We start from the raw sequence: 16,662 nt of genomic DNA, 5'->3' as shown, positions 1-16,662 counted from the left end.
TCAGGCGGGAAGTGGAGGACCGCGTCTGGCCAGGCTGTGACGGAAGGCCGGGTCCGCCGGCACGCGGCGGGCCCGTACGACGGGGGCGAGCGGCCGGGCCGCCGGCGGCGGCGGGACGGGCCGGGGGAGCAGGAGACGGCGGACCAGGCGGCGCAGCAGCGCCCAGAGCGCGGCCTCGCCGCGCGCCAGCCACCACCCGGTGAGAAGCGTGGCCGTCAGGTGGGCCACCAGCATGCCGAGCGCCTCGCCGAGCCCCTGACCGTGCGGGTGCGACATCACATACCCGGTGACGTAGCCGGTGTCGGCGCCGCCGAACAGCTCGTGCAGCCCCAGTTGGGCGGTGGCCAGCAGGCAGCCGACCACAGCCGGTGAACGTTCGCGGCCGCCCAGCGCCGCGGCGAGCACGAACACCGCGCCGCCTCCGGCGGTCAGGGCCCACGGCTCGGGCCGCGCCCCGCCGCCCAGCCAGTGGGCGAGAGCCGCGAGGAGCACGCAGACGGCGGCGAAGGCCGTCGTCCTGATGAGGCGGAGAGGCAGGTGTGCTCGCATGCGTGTGCCCATCGTGCCATGGGCAGGACAACCTGTGAGGCCTCAAGCGGGAAGCCGTGCATTGACAGGTCATTCATGGCATTTGTCGCTAAGGTCGTGCCAGCCACGTCGACATGAGGTGAGAACGTTGCGGCACTTAGGTGGTTTGCTCATTGGGCTTGTGGTGACCGCGGCCATCCTGGGAGGTGGGGGCTGGGCCGCGCAGCAGGCGATGGCGAGCAGCCAGGCCGCCCCGCAGGGCGGCCAGTCGCTGTGGATCGCGCTGGGCTCCATGGCCGCCGTCGGACTCGTCGTCGGGCTCGTGGTGGCCGGGAGGATCTCGCCCGTCGCGACGTTCATCCCGTCGCTGGTGCTGCTGGCCTGGACCGTCGTGTACGCCCTCGACAAGAACCGGGCGCTGACCCTGCTGCCAGACGGGCCGTCGGTGAACCAGATCGTCCGCGATGCCGTCGCCGGCGCCAAGACCCTGCTCGGGAGCGGCGTGTTCGCGCTGCTCGGGGTCGCGCTGTTCATCCCGGTGCTGATGCCCTCGCGCTGGGCGCGCCGCTACGACGAGGACGACGAGGACTACGAGCAGCAGCCCCAGGAGGGCAGCTACTACTGACGTCCGGCGGCCTGGACGCCTTTGCGATCTACTTTGTAAAGGCGTCCGGCCGGGATGCCGCGAAGGTCCAGGTTCGGCCATCGAGCGGGCCGCTGTCGGCAAAGGAGCCACTACGCCCGAGGACCGGCGGGCATGGTGGTGGTTGCGGTAACACAGCCGAAATGTCCGTAAAGGCGATGAGATCCTTACTCACGGGTAGAGCGATGTTCTGGCAGGGAATCAACATGCCGGAGGGCCCGATATGCACTTGGACAGGGATGTCGCTCCCGAATATCCGCTCAGCTGGCAGGCGCGCGCCCTGACCGGTCTCATGCGTCACACCTTCAAGCCCGCCTCCCACCTGTTCCTGCGCCATGCCCTGGCCCTGTCGGCCGCCTCCCAGCTCGGCGACCTGGTCAGGCTGCTCCCGGTGCGGACGCCGGACCACGTGTCGGTGGTGCCCACGGCGTTCTCGTCGTGCGGCGGGGAATGGGTGCGCGGGGGCGCGGACCTGGACGAGGGCAAGGTGGTCCTCTACCTGCACGGGGGCGGCTACTTCTCGTGCTCCCCGCGTACGCACCGCCCCATCACCTGGCGTCTTTCCGCGGTGGCGAACCGCCCTGTCCTGGCTCTGGACTACCGCCAAGGCCCGGTGCACAAGCTGGCCGACTCGCTGAGCGACTCCCTGGACGCCTACGCGTGCCTGCTCGACCAGGGGTACGAGCCGGAAGATATGATCATCGCGGGCGACTCGGCAGGCGGGCATCTGACCCTGGCGACACTGCTGGCGCTGCGCGACCGCGATCTGCCGCTGCCGTCGGCGGGCGTGTGCCTGTCGCCGTGGACCGATCTGACGGACTTCCCCCGGCGCGCGAACCGCTGGCAGGACCCGATGTTGCCGGCCGGGCGGGTGCGCTGGCTGGCCCGCCGCTGGACCGACGGGCTGGATCCGCGTGATCCGCTGGTCTCGCCGGTGCTGGGCGACTTCACCGGGCTGCCGCCGCTGATGATCGTCACCGGGTCGACCGAGGTGCTCAGGGACGAGGCCCGTCGCGTCGCGGAGCGGGCCAGGCAGCACGGGGTCCCCGTGACGTACGAGGAGTGGCCGCGGATGCCGCACGTGTTCCCGTTGCTCGCGGACGTGCTGCCGGAGGCACGGCTGGCGTTCCGGCACATGTCCACGTTCCTGGCGGCCGTGGCGGGCCTGGAAGTGGTGGCGGCGGAGGACGAGGCCGCGGCCTGACCCCGTCTTGGCGCCCTGCCCGGGTGAATCGACCGCCGGGTGGGGGGCAGGGGACAAACGTGATTCATTCACATCGCGCTGACGCCGCATGAGGAGCAGAGTGTAGGTTAGCCACACCTAAGCAAGGAGCTGTCCGCATGTCCGATAAGCCGAGGGATCATCACCGGGGCGTTGTGCTGCGCACCGAGCGCATCGCGCCGCACATGATCCGCGTCATCGTCGGGGGCGACGGGCTCCGGGACTTCGCCACCTCCGGTTACACCGACCACTACGTGAAGCTCGTCTTCCCGCACGAGGGGGTCGACTACCCCGAGCCTTTCAGCGTCAAGCACGTCCGGGAGACCATGCCGCGCGAGTACTGGCCGCGGCTGCGCACCTACACGGTGCGCGCCTGGGACCCCGACACCCGCGAGCTGACCCTCGACTTCGTCTATCACGGCGACGAGGGCCTGGCCGGCCCGTGGGCGGCCGGTGCCCGGCCGGGTGACGAGCTGCTGATGCTCGGCCCCGGCGGTGGCTACGCGCCCGCCCCCGAGGCCGACTGGCATCTGTTCGCCGGTGACGAGAGCGCGCTGCCCGCCATCGCCGCCTCCCTGGAGGCGTTGCCCGAAGGGGCGCGTGGGTTCGCGTTCATCGAGGTCGCCGGGCCCGAGGAGGAGATCAAGCTGCCCACGCCCGGCGACGTCGAGGTGGTCTGGCTCTACCGGCGCGACCGCCCGGTGGGGGAGGCCCTGGTGGAGGCGGTGCGCGCCTTCGACGTCCCGGCCGGCCGGGTGCAGGCGTTCGTGCACGGCGAGGCCGGGTTCGTCAAGCAGCTCCGCCGCCACCTGCGGGTCGGTCTGGGCATCCCGATGGAGCACCTGTCGATCTCCGGCTACTGGCGGGCCGGGGCGGACGACGAGGCCTGGCGCGCGGTCAAGAAGGACTGGAACAAGCAGGTCGAGGCCGAGGAGGCCGCCGTCCTCACGTGATCTTCGTCACGTCGATCACGCGCAGCGTGTCGCCGATCCGGTAGATGACGCCCCGGCCGTCCGCGTCGAACCCGGCGCCCTGGATGCTCATGCCCCCGCCCTGGAACTTCGGCTTGATCCCGAGGTCCGCCGAGGCGCCTGTCTTCAGGTCGACCAGCACCACCCCGACCGAGCGCTCGCCGTAGCGGATCACGCTCACATGGAAGCGGTCGCCCGCGGGCGGCTGCCTTTCCACGCCGCCGGGCAGTTCCTTCTGGCCCGACCCGTCGCGCGACCGGTAGAAGCCCGCGCCTTCGTACGAGCCGACGCAGAGGGTCACGCCGCAGGCGGTCAGCTCCTCCCCGTGCCGGATGACGGCCTGGTCGGTCGCGCCGGTCTCGACGTCGCGGATCAGGGAGAAGGGCGCCGGCCCGGCCCCGTACGGGCCGGGCGCGCCGATCCACGGCCAGGACAGCAGGTGCATGCCGGCCCCGTCCTCGACCGCCTCGACCGCGCCGCCCTTCAGCGGGACGGTGTACACGCCGCCCGTGCTGACCGAGAATGCGACCCGGTCGCCGACGATCTCCACCTTGTCCAGGCCGCTGTCCGGCCGGCTGCGGAGGCTCCCGATGATCTCGGCCGTCCCGCCGTCCAGCGGGACGGCCCAGATCTGCGCGGTGCCGTCCCCGAGCTGCGTCCACCAGGCGATGTGCCCTTCGGCGACGTCGAAGCCGGAGGCGAACAGCGTGGTCCCGGCCGGCGTCACCACGTCAGCGATCTTGCGCAGGCTCAGGTCGTCCAGGTCGTAGGCGTACAGGGCGTCGGCCTTCTCGAAGGAGGCCGAGGTGGACACCAGCATGGTTCGGTCGTCCAGGAGCAGGAGCGGCTCGATCGCCCGGCCCTCGGGTGTCTTGGCGGGGACCTCGCGCAGCGCCTGCGGCCACACCGACTCGACCGGCCCCGGCCTGGGGGCGTAGGTGGGCGCGGGTGACGGCTCGGCCGACGTGAGCGCGGTCGCCGTCGCGTCCGCCGCTGTCGTGTCCGGCGCGGTCGCGGCCCGGTCGGCGACCTGGCCGGCGGCGCGCAGGCCGCCCGCGGCCCCGCCCGCGATCACCAGGACCGCCGCCGCGGCGAGCAGGGCCCGCGTGCGGTTCCTGCGCCGCCGGTAGCGGAGCTCCACCTGGGACGAGACCGCCCCGGAGAGCAGCTCCGGCGCCTGGTCCGCGGCGTGCCGCAGCGTCCGGCGCAGGGCGTCCTCCACCTCGGATGTCCGATTCATCGTGCTTCCTCCTGGACCCTGCTCCACTCGGCGGGTACGGCGGCGCGCAGCTTGTCGAGCGCCCGGGACGCCTGACTGCGCACGGTGCCGCGGGAGACGCCGAGCACCCGGGCGATCTCGGCGTCGTCGAGCTGCTCGTAGTAGCGCAGCACCAGCACGGCCCGCTGCTTGCGGGGCAGCACGGCCAGCGCCAGCCACATGTCCTGCTCGTCGCCGCTGGGCAGCGCGTCGTGGTGCTCCTGGTCGGGCGGCTCCCACGCCAGCTGCTCGCGCCTGCCGCGCCGCCAGGCCGCGATGTGCAGCCGCGCCATCGTGGTGCGCGCGTAGCTCTCGGGATTGTCCTTCGAGCGCAGCCTCGGCCAGGCCGCCCGCACCTTGAGCAGCGCCTCCTGCACCAGGTCGGCGGCGTCGTGCGGATTGCCCGCGAGCACGTAGCCGTAGCGCATCAGCGCCTCACCCCGCGCGGCCACGAACTCCGCGAATCGGGCGTCTCCATCCACCTGCCCCAGCCTTCCGTCGTTTCCCGTTCACCTCACAGAGGAGGAGAGCGCGGAATCTGTTGCACGGCCCCGGACATGGGCCGGCCGCGCCAGGCCGGGGAAGGTCTGGCGCGGCCGTTCGCCGGGGGGAACCACCCATGCCCTGGAGGTCACCGGCGAGCTTGCGTGGTCAGTGGGCGAACTGCTCCTCCTCGGTGGAGCCGCGGAGCGCGGTGGTCGAGGAGTCGGGCGAGATGGCCGTGCTGACCAGGTCGAAGTAGCCGGTGCCGACCTCGCGCTGGTGACGGGTGGCGGTGTAGCCGCGCGCCTCGGCGGCGAACTCCGCCTCCTGCAGGTCGACGTACGCGGTCATGCCGTCGCTGGCGTACCCCTGGGCGAGGTTGAACATGGAGTAGTTCAGCGAGTGGAACCCGGCGAGGGTGATGAACTGGAACTTGTACCCCATGTGTCCCAGCTCGCGCTGGAACTTGGCGATGGTCGAGTCGTCCAGGTGCTGCTTCCAGTTGAAGGAAGGCGAGCAGTTGTAGGCGAGCATCTGGTCCGGGTACTGGGCCTTGATCGCCTCGGCGAACTCGCGGGCCACGTCCAGGTCGGGCGTGCCGGTCTCCATCCAGAGCAGGTCGGAGTACGGGGCGTAGGCCAGGCCGCGGGCGACGCACGCCTCGATGCCGTTGCGCACCCGGTAGAAGCCTTCCGCCGTGCGCTCGCCGGTGCAGAACTCCTGGTCGCGCGGGTCCACGTCGCTGGTCAGGAGCGTCGCGGCCTGGGCGTCGGTCCGCGCGATGACGAGGCTGGGGACTCCGGCGACGTCCGCGGCGAGGCGGGCGGCGTTGAGGGTCTTGATGTGCTGGCCGGTCGGGATGAGCACCTTCCCGCCGAGGTGGCCGCACTTCTTCTCGGAGGCGAGCTGGTCCTCCCAGTGCACCCCGGCGGCACCGGCGGCGATCATGCCCTTCATGAGCTCGAAGGCGTTGAGCACGCCGCCGAACCCGGCCTCGGCGTCGGCCACGATCGGCGCCAGCCAGTGCGGCGCGTCCTGCTGGCCCTCCGACCAGGTGATCTGGTCGGCGCGCAGCAGCGCGTTGTTGATGCGGCGCACGACGGCCGGCACGGAGTTGGCCGGGTAGAGGCTCTGGTCGGGGTAGGTCTGCGCCCCGAGGTTCGCATCGGCGGCGACCTGCCAGCCGGACAGGTAGATGGCCTTCAGACCGGCCTTCACCTGCTGCACGGCCTGGTTGCCGGTCAGCGCGCCGAGGGAGTTCACGTAGTCCTCGGTGTGCAGCAGGCTCCACAGCCGCTCGGCGCCGAGCCGGGCGAGCGTGTGCTCCTCCTGGACGCTGCCACGCAACCGGATCACGTCCTCGGCGCTGTACGTGCGCTCGATGCCGGCCCAGCGCGGGTCGTTCTCCCACTCGTCCCGCAGCTGCTCAGCGGCTCCCTTGAGGCGATCGTTCATCGTTCACTCCTTTTCGTCCCCTGGGGCTTGTGTCGAGTCTCTGCCCCGGCAACCCTCGGCAACAGCCAGCCAGCAGAAGAAGAATGACGATTCTTCTCGGTAGTGGAACTACCAGCCGGTATTCGCATGAGAAGAAATACCGAGTTTTCCCTATGGACTAGACCACTGGTCAGAGGGGGTGCACAACCGTCCCAGGCGGCGCCATCGGCTCCCCGATCGGCTAGAAGATGGGCCGAATTTCTGACTAAGATGCGTGCATGGCGTCCTTGCTAGGTGAAGAACCGCTGACTTTGACGCATGAGCTCGATCTCATCGCGTTCGGGCAACGCCTGCGCCACCTGCGCAAACAGCGCGGTCTCACCCTCTCCGACCTCGGCGAGCGCGTCAGCCGGGCGCCCAGCCAGCTCTCCCTGCTGGAGAACGGCAAGCGCGAGCCCAAGCTCTCCCTGCTGAAGTCGCTCGCCTCGGCGCTCAACGTCCCGGTCGAGGAGCTGCTGCGCCGCCAGCCGCCCAACCGCCGCGCCCAGCTGGAGATCGCACTCGAAGAGGCCCAGCGCGACCCGATCTACACCAGCCTCGGCCTGCCCCGTCTCAAGGTCTCCGCCCGCGTGCCCAACGACGTGCTGGAGCACATCCTCGGCCTCTACGGCGAGCTGCGCGCCCGCGAGGCCCGCGGCACCGCCACCCCCGAGGAGGCCAGGGTCGCCAACGCCGAGCTGCGCCGCCGCCAGCGGGAGCTGGGCAACTACTTCCCCGAGATCGAGCAGGCCGCCGCCGAGGCGCTCGCCGCCGTCGGCTACCGCGCCGGCGCGCTGTCGCAGAGCATGATCCAGAGCCTGGTCACACACTTCGGCTACACCGTGCACACCGCCCAGGACCTGCCCCGATCGGTGCGCTCCATCACCGACATGCGCAACCGGCGCATCTACGTCAAGCACGAGCAGCTGGGCATGCACACCCCGCGCACCATCCTGCTGCAGACGCTCGGCCATCTCGCGCTCGGCCACAACAAGCCCCGCGACTTCGCCGACTTCCTGCGCCAGCGCACCGAGGCCAACTACTTCGCCGCCGCCGTGCTCGTCCCCGAGAAGGCCGCCGCCGTCTACCTGCGGGAGGCCAAGGCCGACCGGGCGCTGTCGGTGGAGGACCTGCGCGACGTGTTCGCGGTCTCGTACGAGATGGCCGCGCACCGCTTCACCAACCTCGCCACCCACCACCTCGACCTGGTCTGCCACTTCGTCCGCAACGACGCCGGCGGCATCATCTACAAGGCGTACGAGAACGACGGCATCGTCTTCCCCGCCGACGAGCAGGGCGCCATCGAGGGCCAGCGGATGTGCCTGCAGTGGTCGGGCCGCCAGGTGTTCGCCTCGCCCGACCGGTTCTCCATCTACTACCAGTACTCGGACTCGCCGACCGGCACGTACTTCTGCGTCGCGCACGTCGACCCGTCACGCGAGCGCGACTTCGCGATCACGCTCGGCGTGCCGTTCAGGGAGTCGCGGTGGTTCCGCGGCCGCGAGACCACCAACCGCACCAAGTCCACCTGCCCCAGCGGCGACTGCTGCCGCCGCCCGCCCACCCAGCTGGCCGAGCGCTGGGAGGGCTACGCCTGGCCGTCGGCGCGCGCCAACTCGCACGTCCTGGCCGCGCTGCCACCCGGCTCGTTCCCGGGCGTGGACGAGGCGGATGTTTACACATTCTTGGAGCGCCACGCCGTCACAGGCTGACCCGCCCGGGGCAGGAACCAGAGGATGAACGGGGGTGGTCGCATGCTGCCTGAAGTTCAGAGCTGGTTCCGGCGCCGTACCTCGAGCGCCGCCGACTGGCCGGTACCCGAGCTGGCCGAGGCGAAGGGGCGGACGTCCGTCAGCGTCGTCCTTCCGGCGCGTGACGAACGCGACACCGTCGGCCACATCGTCGGCGTCATCCTCCGCGAGCTCGCCGACGTGGTGGACGAGGTCGTCGTCATCGACTCCTGCTCCACCGACGACACCGCCGCCGTCGCCGCCCGGGCCGGCGCCGATGTGCACGCCCAGGACGCGATCCTCCCCGAGCTGAGCCCGCTCGACGGCAAGGGCGAGGCGCTGTGGAAGTCGCTCGCCGTCACCAGCGGCGACATCGTGGCGTTCGTCGACGCCGACATCCGGGGCTTCCGCTCCACCCTGGTGAGCGGCCTGCTCGGCCCGCTGCTCACCGACGACAGCGTCGCCTACGCCAAAGGCTGCTACGACCGCCCGCTCGACGGCGCCGCCAACGGCGGCGGCCGCGTCACCGAACTGGTCGCCCGCCCGATCATCAACCTCCACTGGCCCGAGCTGGCCGGCTTCGTCCAGCCGCTCGCCGGCGAGTACGCCGGCCGCCGCACCGCGCTGGAGCGGGTGCCCTTCCTCACCCGGTACGGGGTCGAGCTCGGGCTCCTCGTCGACCTGCTCGACCTGGCCGGCCTGGACGCCTTCGCCCAGGTGGACCTCGGTTCCCGCGAGCACGCGCCGCAGACCACCGAGGCCCTGGGCGGCATGGCGGCCCAGATCATGATGGCCGCCTACTCCCGGCTCCTGCGCCAGGGCAAGCTGGGCCGCTGCCACGACCTGTCGTGCTGCCTCGACCAGTTCCGCCGGGAGCCGAGCGGTCACCGGATCGTCAGCAGCGACGTCTCCATCGCCGAACGACCCCCGATGGTGACCCTGGCCGGGGCAGCACGCCCGGTCTAGGTCTTCAGAAGGCCTTCACCTCCAGGAGCCCGACGGAGGACGAGCCGTTGCCGGTCAGCAGCACCCGAAGGCGGGTGGTGCTCAGCGCCGGGAACGTGACGGTGTTGTACTGGTTCTTCGCCAGGCCGTACGCGCTCGCGCCCGGCACGTCCGCGTACGCGCTGCCGTTCCAGTACTGCAGCTTCCACGACGCCGGCATGTCGATCCCCTGGTCGTCGTCGAAGAAGTAGACGTCCGCCCGGGTGAGCGACTGGGCCGAGGACCAGGTGAGGTCCGCCCAGTGCTGCCCCGTCTCCGGCCAGGTGCCCCAGCGGGTGCCCTGGTTGGGGCCGGGAATGTCGGAACTGACCGGCTCGTCGCCGTTGTTGACGGCCGCGCAGCTCTCCCACGCCGAGGTGTACGAGCACGACGGCGTGGCCGACGGCGCCCGGTTCGCCGGAGGCTGGACGCCGCCCCGGTTGTACACCTTGATCTCGGTGAGCCCGGTCTTCGCGCCGGAGGCGTTGGTGGCGAGCACCCGCACCCGCTGCGCCGTGACCGGGGTGAAGGTGACCTTGTTGAGGTTGGCGCGGGGGCTGGCGGGCGCCTTGGCCTGGTTTCCCGCGGTGACCCAGGAGCTGCCGTTCCAGTACTGGACGTCGTAGGAAGCGGGAGCCCGATAGGTGCCGCTCGCCGGGCGGCTGTCGCGGAAGTGCAGCCAGACCTCGTTGAAGGTATGCGCCGAGCCGAAGTTGATCTCGTACCAGTCCTGGCTGTTGGGCGAGCCGCCCGCTCCCCAGAACGGCTCGTTGGTCGGCAGGCCGTCGCGCGCCCCGGCCACGCTGGTGCCCGAGCCGGTGTGGGAGGCGGTGGCGGTCCCCATGGCGGCCAGGTTGGTGAGGTTCGCCGTCAGGTCGACGCCGGCCTTGGCCAGCAGGTCGACCATGCGGGCGCCGGTGTGGGCGACCTGCGCGGGCGCCTGCATGCCGGTGGCGGCGCTGCTGTAGAGGACGTTCGCCGAGGTGGTGACCGCGCCCGTGGCCGGGTTGTAGGTCATCGGCGCGAGATCGTCGATCGTCGCCCGCCGGACCCCGTTCACGTAGATCGAGTAGCCCTGCGGGATCCCGGCGTACCGGGTGACGCCGTCGGCCGGGTCGTCCCAGACGATGGTCAGGTCGCTGTTGCGGTAGCGCAGGTTGTTGACCGTGAAGTGGGACCAGCCGATGTCGATCGGGCTCAGCTCCACCTGCGCGTCGGTGCGCGGGCGCAGGCCCGCGACGTCCTCGATCACGGTCCAGTTGCTGCTGCCGAGGATGTTGTGGTGGATCCAGGAGCGGTACTGGATGCTGCTGCCGTTCCAGTCGGCCCAGAACTCGTTGGCGTCGGGCCACTGCGTGTTGCCGCCGACGTACTGCGCCCAGGCGTTCCAGTAGAGCAGCTTCTTGTACCAGGTGGCGTCGATCCACTCGTTCGGGTAGTTCCGCAGCACCGAGGACAGCAGCCGGAACTGCACCGTCGAGTTGATCGTGGAGAAGTTGTTGCTGCCGGTGCCCGAGGCCGCCTTGTCACGCTGGTTGGCCGTGTAGAACGGGAAGATCGGATACTCGGCCGGGTCGTCGAACAGCCGCAGCGCCTGCTTGTACGTGGCGGTGTCCGGCACGGCGCCGACCGCGAACGGGTAGTAGTTGTTGATCTCCTTCCACGGCACCCAGTCGTCGGTGGAGACGTGCCGGTGCTCGAACAACTGGCGGTTCGGGTTCCACAGCACGTTGACCAGCGCGTTGCCGATGTCGGTGGCCAGCGTGTTCAGCTCGTTGGCCTTGGCGGTGTTGCCGAGCAGCCCGTACGCCTGGGCCGCGGCCCTGGCCCCGCTGTACTGGTAGGCGCCCTCCGCCCGGTCCAGCCAGCCGGAACGCCAGTGGAAGGAGACCGCGTCGGCGTCGTTGCCGGTCAGCGCGCCCCAGTCGTACTCGATGACCTTGTCGCCGTCGTGGTCGTAGAAGGAGAGCTGGCCCTTGACGTCCTGCTCGGCGTAGCGGGCCAGGTTGGCCACGATGCCGGGCTGGCCGCCGTGGATCTGGTAGCTCTTCCACGCCGCCTCGGCGACGTACTGGGTGTAGCTGTTGGACCAGTTCTCCGGGTCGCCCGGGTTGTCGGCGAACCGGCCGCTCCTGGAGGTCTGCCCGATCGACAGCCACGGCCCGTACGACCACTCGGGGTTGCGCAGGTACTTCAGGTCGTCGATGTGCATCGGCTGGGTCAGCACGATCGCGTTGTTGTAGCCCAGCACCCCCTCCATCGACGTCGGGAACTGGAAGGTCTGCCCGGGGATGTCCGCGTCGAGGTGGTTGTAGCGCATGAGCCACCAGCGGTAGTAGACGTTCTTCTTGATCGCCGGCTCGGGCACGTCGATGTAGGGCACGTTCTCCGCCCACCACCGGTTGTACGCGCGCACGTGGGTGGCGAACGCGGTGGCGGGGGTGTGGCCGCGGTAGGCGTTGTACTCGGTCAGCGAGCCGGGCAGCTCGTCGGTGACGAACCCCATCTGCACCTTGACCGTCACGGTCTGCCCGGCGGCCACGGTGACCGACCGGTTCAGCCCGCCGGAGCCGACCGTGAACCCGTCCCCGGACAGCCGCGGGTAGATCGTGGTCAGGTTGTTGTAGGCGTTGACCTGCCCGGTCAGCTCGCTCCCGCTGCCGGAGGCGGCGTAGGGCGAGGTGGCGCGCAGGGCCAGCGTCGCCGGCGAGCCGCCGTTGTTGGTGATGGCCACGTTGGTGACCGCGACGTTCTCGTGGGTGATGAACTTGGTGACGTCGGCCACCAGCGAGCCGCTGGTGTGCACGCTCTTCCAGTGGCTGGGCGCCTGCCAGCGCTGCCCCGGCTGCTCGGCCCAGCTGCCGGAGCCGAGCGCGATGCTGTAGGCGTTCTGGTTGCTGATGCTCTCCCAGTACGCGACCTGCCCGCCGAACCCGATGACCGACGGGGTGTGCGTCTTCATGAACAGGGCGCGTCCCCGGGTCATCAGCCAGGTGCCGGCCGGGTCGTTGCCGGGCCTGGCCAGCAGCCGGTCCATCCAGAAGTCGGTGCCCGAGCTCTCGGCGTCGTAGATCGCCCGCATCATGTCGCCCGGGGTGTACCCCACGGGCGGGGCGGGGACGGCAGGCCCGCTGAAGGCGGGATAGCCGATGGTCTGGTCCGCCCGCGCGGGCGCGCCGGCCACGAGGGTGGCTGCGACCAGCAGCAGTGCGGTGAGGATCCGTCTCATGACAGCGCCCTCCATTCCAGGACGCCGGTCGAGTAGCCGGTCTTCGAGGTGATGTTCAGCCGCAGCCGGGTGGTGCTGACCGCGTTGAACGTGGTGACGTTGAAGGTGTGCGGGGCGACGCCGCACGCCGACTGGCCGGGCACGTTCACGTACGCGCCGCCGTTCCAGTACTGCACCTGACAGGAGGCGGGCAGGTCGATGCCGAGGTCGTCGTCGAACCAGTACGTCTCGACGCGGCTGACGTTCTGGGCCGCCGGCCACTGGTACTCGATCCACTGGGTGCCCTGCTGCGGCCAGTTGCCGTAGGCCCCGTGGCTGTGGTCGGCCGAGCCGGTGGGGGTGAACCCGTCCTTGATCGCGCCGAGCGTCTCCCAGGCCGAGACGTGGGAGGTGGACGGCGTCGCCGACAGCGCCAGGTTCTGCGAGCCTCCCGGCCCGGTCGTCTGCACGACCTTCCGCATCGTGCCGTCGGCGTTCCAGTAGAGCTTGTCGAGGGTGACGGAGCGGCGGAAGTTCCCGCCGCCGGGCGCGCCGGCGTTGTGGTAGACCATGTACCACTCGCCCTTGAACTCGATGATCGCCGGGTGGTTGGTCGTCGAGCTCACCTGGTCGAGCACGACCCCGCGGTGCGTCCACGGGCCCAGCGGGTTGCTCGCCGTGGCATACCTGACGCAGGCGTGGTTCGGCGCCGAGCACCCGGAGTCGTTGGCCGCGTAGGCGAGATAGTAGGTGCCGTCGCGCTTGAACATCCAGGGCGCCTCCCAGAAGTTCGACACGCCCTGCGGGGTGACGACCGGGCCGTCCAGGGTGATCATGTCCGGCTTGAGCTTGGCCGCGCGCAGCCCGTAGTAGGAGCCCCAGTACAGGTAGATCTGGCCGTCGTCGTCGGTGAACACGGTCGGGTCGATGTTCAGCGGGGACGAGTTGGGGGTGCTGTCGCTGATCAGCGGCCCGCCCTTGGCGTCGGTGAACGGCCCGAGCGGCGTGTCGCCGACGGCCACGCCGATGTTCATCCAGCCCGGCCCGTTGCCGTTGACGGACACGTACCAGTAGTAGCGGCCGTCGGGGCCGCGCTCGACCTCGCTCGCCCAGGCGTCCGCGCCGGCCCAGGGGAAGCTGGAGACCGAGAGGCGGGCGCCGTGGCCGGTGAAGGACGCGCCGTCGGTGGAGCTGAAGACATGCCAGTCGCGCATGACGAAGTTGGTGCCGCCGGCCGGGGCCTCGTCACGCCCGGTGTAGAGGTAGAGGGTGTCGCCGGCGACGAGGGCGGCCGGGTCGGCGGTGTAGATCGAGGTGGTGATCGGGGCCGCCGCGGAGGCGGGCGAGGCGAGGGCGGGGAGCAGGGCGACCGCGAACAGCGCGGCCAGGGCTCTTAATCGGGACATGGACGGGTCCTCCTACCTGGGGGGTTCGTGAGGCGGATGTGTTAGCGCTAACATCACGGTCGCCTCGGAAGGCAGGTGCGGTTCTGGTTGCCCCGAGTGTTTGCGGCACCTGGAAAAGCGTCAAGACCTATTTTTCGATCATCAAGTGAAAGGCCAGGTCAGTGCTTAGGGAAAGGTTTTCGTAAGGACGTGCTGCCGAGCGCGTTCCGAAGGCTGTGAGAAGCGGGCCGGGCACCCGGCCTCGTGGAGGCTGGCCGAAAACCTTTTAGAGCTTTCGGACGATTCCCGGCGAGCAGCGGCTGATGAACACTCCGGGCATGAGCACGTCCTCTCGGCCAGAGCCATGGACCCGGGCGCCTGCTGCCCCGCCCCGCCGCCCCGCGGTGACGCCCGGGCCGGTCGGCTCGTCAGGCGCAGACCGCGTGGGCGCTCACCACCCAGTCGCCGGGCGCGCCGTCGCGGTCCTCCATCGCGAAGACCGACACCGACGACGTGGCCGGGACGAGATGGCGCAACGACACCTGGCTCTCCTCGAAGACGACGTAACCGCCCACGCTCACGACGTGCCGCCCGGCCGGGCAGGAAGGCCCGCTGACCGGCTGGACGGGAGGAGAGCCGGGCGCGCTCTGCCGCTGGACGACCGCGTAACCGGCGGGCGGGGCGGCGCAGATGCCGAACACGTGCAGCCGCCAGGCCTCGGTGACGCCGGTGCCGGCCGCGCTCGCCGCGATGACGGCGCGCTCCGGGTGCTTCCGGCTCGACGGCCGCACCCCGAGGGTGTTCAGCAGCACCTCGCCCTCGGCGCCCTCGATCCAGCCGCCCGCGCTGAGCGCCCTCGTCCCGGACGGGCACGCCACGAACAGGCTCTTGGCGGGCCGCCGGTCGAACGGCGCCGAGCGGCTGACCAGGACCAGGCCGGGGAGCGGGGTGGCGCAGACCGCGTAGGCGCGCGCCGCCCACTGCGCCGGGGTGCCGTGCCCGTCCTCCCGGCCGGTGACCGTGACCGAGGTCAGCGTCGTGTCGGGGACCACCCGCGTCATGATCAGACCGGGGACGAACGCCCCGACGCCGCCTCCGGTGCCGACCACCCGCTTGCCGTCCGGGCACACGGCCCGGGCGCTCTTGGCCGTACCGCTGTCGGCCGGACTCTGCGCCGTGACCACCTCGAACCCGGGACCGGCCGCCCCGGCGTTCGCCGGAGCCCCGCACGCTGCCGCTGCCCCCACCGCGGCCAGCAGCCAGGCATGCCGCGCCAAGCTGCGCAAAGCTCTCATCACGTGTCCCCTCCCCGTACGGCGGGCCCGTCGCCCCTCCCCAAGGTTCCGCTCGCCGACGTCCGCCGGTATACGCACAAGTGCGTACACGGGGCCCGAACATCTGGGGGAGGAGCCGCGACCCGCCCGCGTCCGACGCGGCGGGGGTGCTTCCTGACCGAGGCTACTGGCCGGTAGCATGCTGGCGGCGGGAGCCGGTTCAGCAGGCTTCATCAGGAGAAATCAGGGAGCGACCACATGAGCGGCTTCAGCCTGGACCTCAACGAGGACGTGATCGAGGTCCGCGACTGGGTGCACGCCTTCGCCCGCGACGTGATCCGCCCCGCCGGGGCCGAATGGGACGAGCGCGAGGAGACCCCCTGGCCGGTCATCCAGGAGGCCGCCAAGATCGGGCTGTACTCGCTGGACTTCTTCGCCACCCAGTGGCTCGAAGACAGCGGCCTGGCGCTGCCCGTCGTGTTCGAGGAACTGTTCTGGGGCGACGCCGGCATCGGCCTGTCGATCGTCGGCAGCTGCCTGGCCGCCGCCGCGCTCTCCGGCAACGGCACCCCCGAGCAGGCGGGCCTCTGGCTGCCCGAGATGTTCGGCACGGAGAACGACGTCAAGCTGGGCGCCTTCTGCGCCTCCGAGCCCGACGCCGGCTCCGACGTCGGCGCCATCCGCACCAGGGCCGTGCGCGACGGCGGCGACTGGGTCATCAACGGCGTCAAGACCTGGGCCACCAACGGCGGCATCGCCGACGTGCACATCGTCGTCGCCTCCGTGGACCCCGACCTCGGCACCCGCGGTCAGGCGTCCTTCATCATCCCGCCCGGCACCCCCGGCCTGTCCATGGGCCAGAAGTTCAAGAAGCACGGCATCCGCGCCTCCCACACGGCCGAGGTCGTCCTGGAGGACGTCCGCGTACCCGCCTCGTGCGTGCTGGGCGGCGAGGAGAAGCTCGACGCGCGCCTGGCCCGCGTCCGCAACGGCGAGCGGGCCGGCGAGCAGGCGGCGCTGCGCACCTTCGAGACCACCCGCCCCACGGTCGCCGCCATGGCCGTCGGCATCGCCCGCGCCGCCTACGAGTACGCCCGCGACTACGCCCGCGAGCGCGAGCAGTTCGGCCGCAAGATCGGCGAGAACCAGGCCATCGCCTTCCTGCTGGCGGACATGGCCACCCGGGTCGACATCGCCCGCCTCATGACCTGGCGCGCCGCCTGGATGGCCCGCCAGGGCAAGCGCTTCGAGCAGGCCGAGGGCTCGATGTCGAAGCTGGTCGCGGGAGAGACGGCGGTGTGGGTGACGGAGCAGGCCATCCAGATCCTGGGCGGCGCCGGGTACACCCGGGAGCACCCGGTGGAACGCTTCCACCGCGACGCCAAGATCTACACCATCTTCGAGGGGACGTCGGAGATCCAGCGGCTGATCATCGGCCGCGCGGTCACCGGCCTGCCGGTTCGCTGAACGTTCCCCGCCTCAGGCCGCCGGGCGGGAAGGCCG

Annotated in this window: 13 protein-coding genes; 6 read left to right on the top strand and 7 right to left on the bottom strand. The window is 70.9% G+C overall.

The features are described 5' to 3' along the window. Nucleotides 1-549, bottom strand: a complete 549-nt coding sequence (locus ACGFI7_RS14795; RefSeq protein ID WP_393404063.1) for an MFS transporter — start codon at nucleotides 547-549, stop codon at nucleotides 1-3. A 145-nt stretch (nucleotides 550-694) separates the two neighbouring features. Here ACGFI7_RS14795 and ACGFI7_RS14790 point away from each other — a divergent pair, with 145 nt between their 5' ends. From ACGFI7_RS14790 to ACGFI7_RS14780, 3 genes are all read left to right on the top strand, one after another. Then, nucleotides 695-1,153 carry a hypothetical protein gene (locus tag ACGFI7_RS14790; RefSeq protein ID WP_393404060.1) on the top strand — a complete coding sequence of 153 codons (459 nt, stop codon included), beginning with the start codon at nucleotides 695-697 and terminating at the stop codon, nucleotides 1,151-1,153. A 247-nt stretch (nucleotides 1,154-1,400) separates the two neighbouring features. Continuing rightward, nucleotides 1,401-2,375, top strand: a complete 975-nt coding sequence (locus ACGFI7_RS14785; protein WP_393404057.1) for an alpha/beta hydrolase — start codon at nucleotides 1,401-1,403, stop codon at nucleotides 2,373-2,375. 137 nt (nucleotides 2,376-2,512) lie between these two features. Continuing rightward, a complete protein-coding gene (locus tag ACGFI7_RS14780) occupies nucleotides 2,513-3,346 on the top strand; it encodes a siderophore-interacting protein (protein WP_393404054.1) in 834 nt (277 codons plus the stop codon). On the opposite strand, the gene ACGFI7_RS14775 is transcribed toward ACGFI7_RS14780, so the two are convergent. From ACGFI7_RS14775 to aceA, 3 genes are all read right to left on the bottom strand, one after another. Then, nucleotides 3,339-4,604, bottom strand: a complete 1,266-nt coding sequence (locus tag ACGFI7_RS14775; RefSeq protein ID WP_393404051.1) for a hypothetical protein — start codon at nucleotides 4,602-4,604, stop codon at nucleotides 3,339-3,341. The two genes, ACGFI7_RS14780 and ACGFI7_RS14775, sit on opposite strands and share 8 nt — an antisense overlap. Further along, nucleotides 4,601-5,104, bottom strand: a complete 504-nt coding sequence (locus tag ACGFI7_RS14770) for a SigE family RNA polymerase sigma factor (RefSeq protein WP_393404048.1) — start codon at nucleotides 5,102-5,104, stop codon at nucleotides 4,601-4,603. The genes ACGFI7_RS14775 and ACGFI7_RS14770 overlap by 4 nt, the downstream gene beginning before the upstream one ends. A gap of 169 nt (nucleotides 5,105-5,273) precedes the next feature. After that, nucleotides 5,274-6,560: an isocitrate lyase gene (gene aceA / locus ACGFI7_RS14765; RefSeq protein ID WP_393404045.1), complete on the bottom strand. Its 1,287-nt coding sequence runs from the start codon at nucleotides 6,558-6,560 to the stop codon at nucleotides 5,274-5,276. A gap of 257 nt (nucleotides 6,561-6,817) precedes the next feature. Between aceA and ACGFI7_RS14760 the strand changes: the two genes are divergently transcribed. Together ACGFI7_RS14760 and ACGFI7_RS14755 are read left to right on the top strand one after the other, a co-directional pair. Continuing rightward, nucleotides 6,818-8,290, top strand: a complete 1,473-nt coding sequence (locus tag ACGFI7_RS14760) for a helix-turn-helix domain-containing protein (RefSeq protein WP_393404043.1) — start codon at nucleotides 6,818-6,820, stop codon at nucleotides 8,288-8,290. A 42-nt stretch (nucleotides 8,291-8,332) separates the two neighbouring features. Beyond that, on the top strand, nucleotides 8,333-9,274 hold the full coding sequence (locus ACGFI7_RS14755) for a glucosyl-3-phosphoglycerate synthase (RefSeq protein WP_393404040.1): 942 nt from the start codon (nucleotides 8,333-8,335) through the stop codon (nucleotides 9,272-9,274). Nucleotides 9,275-9,278: 4 nt separating this feature from the next. Here ACGFI7_RS14755 and ACGFI7_RS14750 read toward each other — a convergent pair whose 3' ends face one another. The 3 genes from ACGFI7_RS14750 to ACGFI7_RS14740 form a co-directional block, all read right to left on the bottom strand. Then, nucleotides 9,279-12,521 carry a discoidin domain-containing protein gene (locus tag ACGFI7_RS14750; RefSeq protein ID WP_393404037.1) on the bottom strand — a complete coding sequence of 1,081 codons (3,243 nt, stop codon included), beginning with the start codon at nucleotides 12,519-12,521 and terminating at the stop codon, nucleotides 9,279-9,281. Then, nucleotides 12,518-13,906 (bottom strand): glycoside hydrolase family 43 protein, encoded by a 1,389-nt coding sequence (locus tag ACGFI7_RS14745; protein ID WP_393404034.1) that lies wholly within the window; start codon nucleotides 13,904-13,906, stop codon nucleotides 12,518-12,520. Before ACGFI7_RS14745 ends, ACGFI7_RS14750 begins: the two co-directional genes overlap by 4 nt. Nucleotides 13,907-14,313: 407 nt before the next feature. After that, the gene (locus ACGFI7_RS14740) at nucleotides 14,314-15,180 is read right to left on the bottom strand and encodes a hypothetical protein (RefSeq protein ID WP_393404032.1); all 867 of its coding nucleotides are present in this window, start codon (nucleotides 15,178-15,180) and stop codon (nucleotides 14,314-14,316) included. A gap of 237 nt (nucleotides 15,181-15,417) precedes the next feature. Here ACGFI7_RS14740 and ACGFI7_RS14735 point away from each other — a divergent pair, with 237 nt between their 5' ends. Continuing rightward, on the top strand, nucleotides 15,418-16,626 hold the full coding sequence (locus ACGFI7_RS14735; protein WP_393404029.1) for an acyl-CoA dehydrogenase family protein: 1,209 nt from the start codon (nucleotides 15,418-15,420) through the stop codon (nucleotides 16,624-16,626). The last annotated feature ends 36 nt before the right edge of the window (nucleotides 16,627-16,662 follow it).

Origin of the sequence: Nonomuraea sp. NPDC048826, from assembly GCF_043198225.1 — a bacterium.
Classification (GTDB): domain Bacteria; phylum Actinomycetota; class Actinomycetes; order Streptosporangiales; family Streptosporangiaceae; genus Nonomuraea.
The sequence above is the reverse complement of the archived record's forward strand: the minus strand, read 5'-3'. Positions and strand labels throughout refer to the sequence as shown.

What these genes read in the sequence shown, in the direction of transcription:
- ACGFI7_RS14760 (WP_393404043.1), top strand. Translation starts at nt 6,818, where the DNA reads ATGGCGTCCTTGCTAGGTGAAGAACCGCTGACTTTGACGCATGAGCTC.
- ACGFI7_RS14795 (WP_393404063.1), bottom strand. Translation starts at nt 549, where the DNA reads ATGCGAGCACACCTGCCTCTCCGCCTCATCAGGACGACGGCCTTCGCC.
- ACGFI7_RS14740 (WP_393404032.1), bottom strand. Translation starts at nt 15,180, where the DNA reads ATGAGAGCTTTGCGCAGCTTGGCGCGGCATGCCTGGCTGCTGGCCGCG.
- ACGFI7_RS14780 (WP_393404054.1), top strand. Translation starts at nt 2,513, where the DNA reads ATGTCCGATAAGCCGAGGGATCATCACCGGGGCGTTGTGCTGCGCACC.
- ACGFI7_RS14750 (WP_393404037.1), bottom strand. Translation starts at nt 12,521, where the DNA reads ATGAGACGGATCCTCACCGCACTGCTGCTGGTCGCAGCCACCCTCGTG.
- ACGFI7_RS14755 (WP_393404040.1), top strand. Translation starts at nt 8,333, where the DNA reads ATGCTGCCTGAAGTTCAGAGCTGGTTCCGGCGCCGTACCTCGAGCGCC.
- aceA (WP_393404045.1), bottom strand. Translation starts at nt 6,560, where the DNA reads ATGAACGATCGCCTCAAGGGAGCCGCTGAGCAGCTGCGGGACGAGTGG.
- ACGFI7_RS14775 (WP_393404051.1), bottom strand. Translation starts at nt 4,604, where the DNA reads ATGAATCGGACATCCGAGGTGGAGGACGCCCTGCGCCGGACGCTGCGG.
- ACGFI7_RS14735 (WP_393404029.1), top strand. Translation starts at nt 15,418, where the DNA reads ATGAGCGGCTTCAGCCTGGACCTCAACGAGGACGTGATCGAGGTCCGC.
- ACGFI7_RS14745 (WP_393404034.1), bottom strand. Translation starts at nt 13,906, where the DNA reads ATGTCCCGATTAAGAGCCCTGGCCGCGCTGTTCGCGGTCGCCCTGCTC.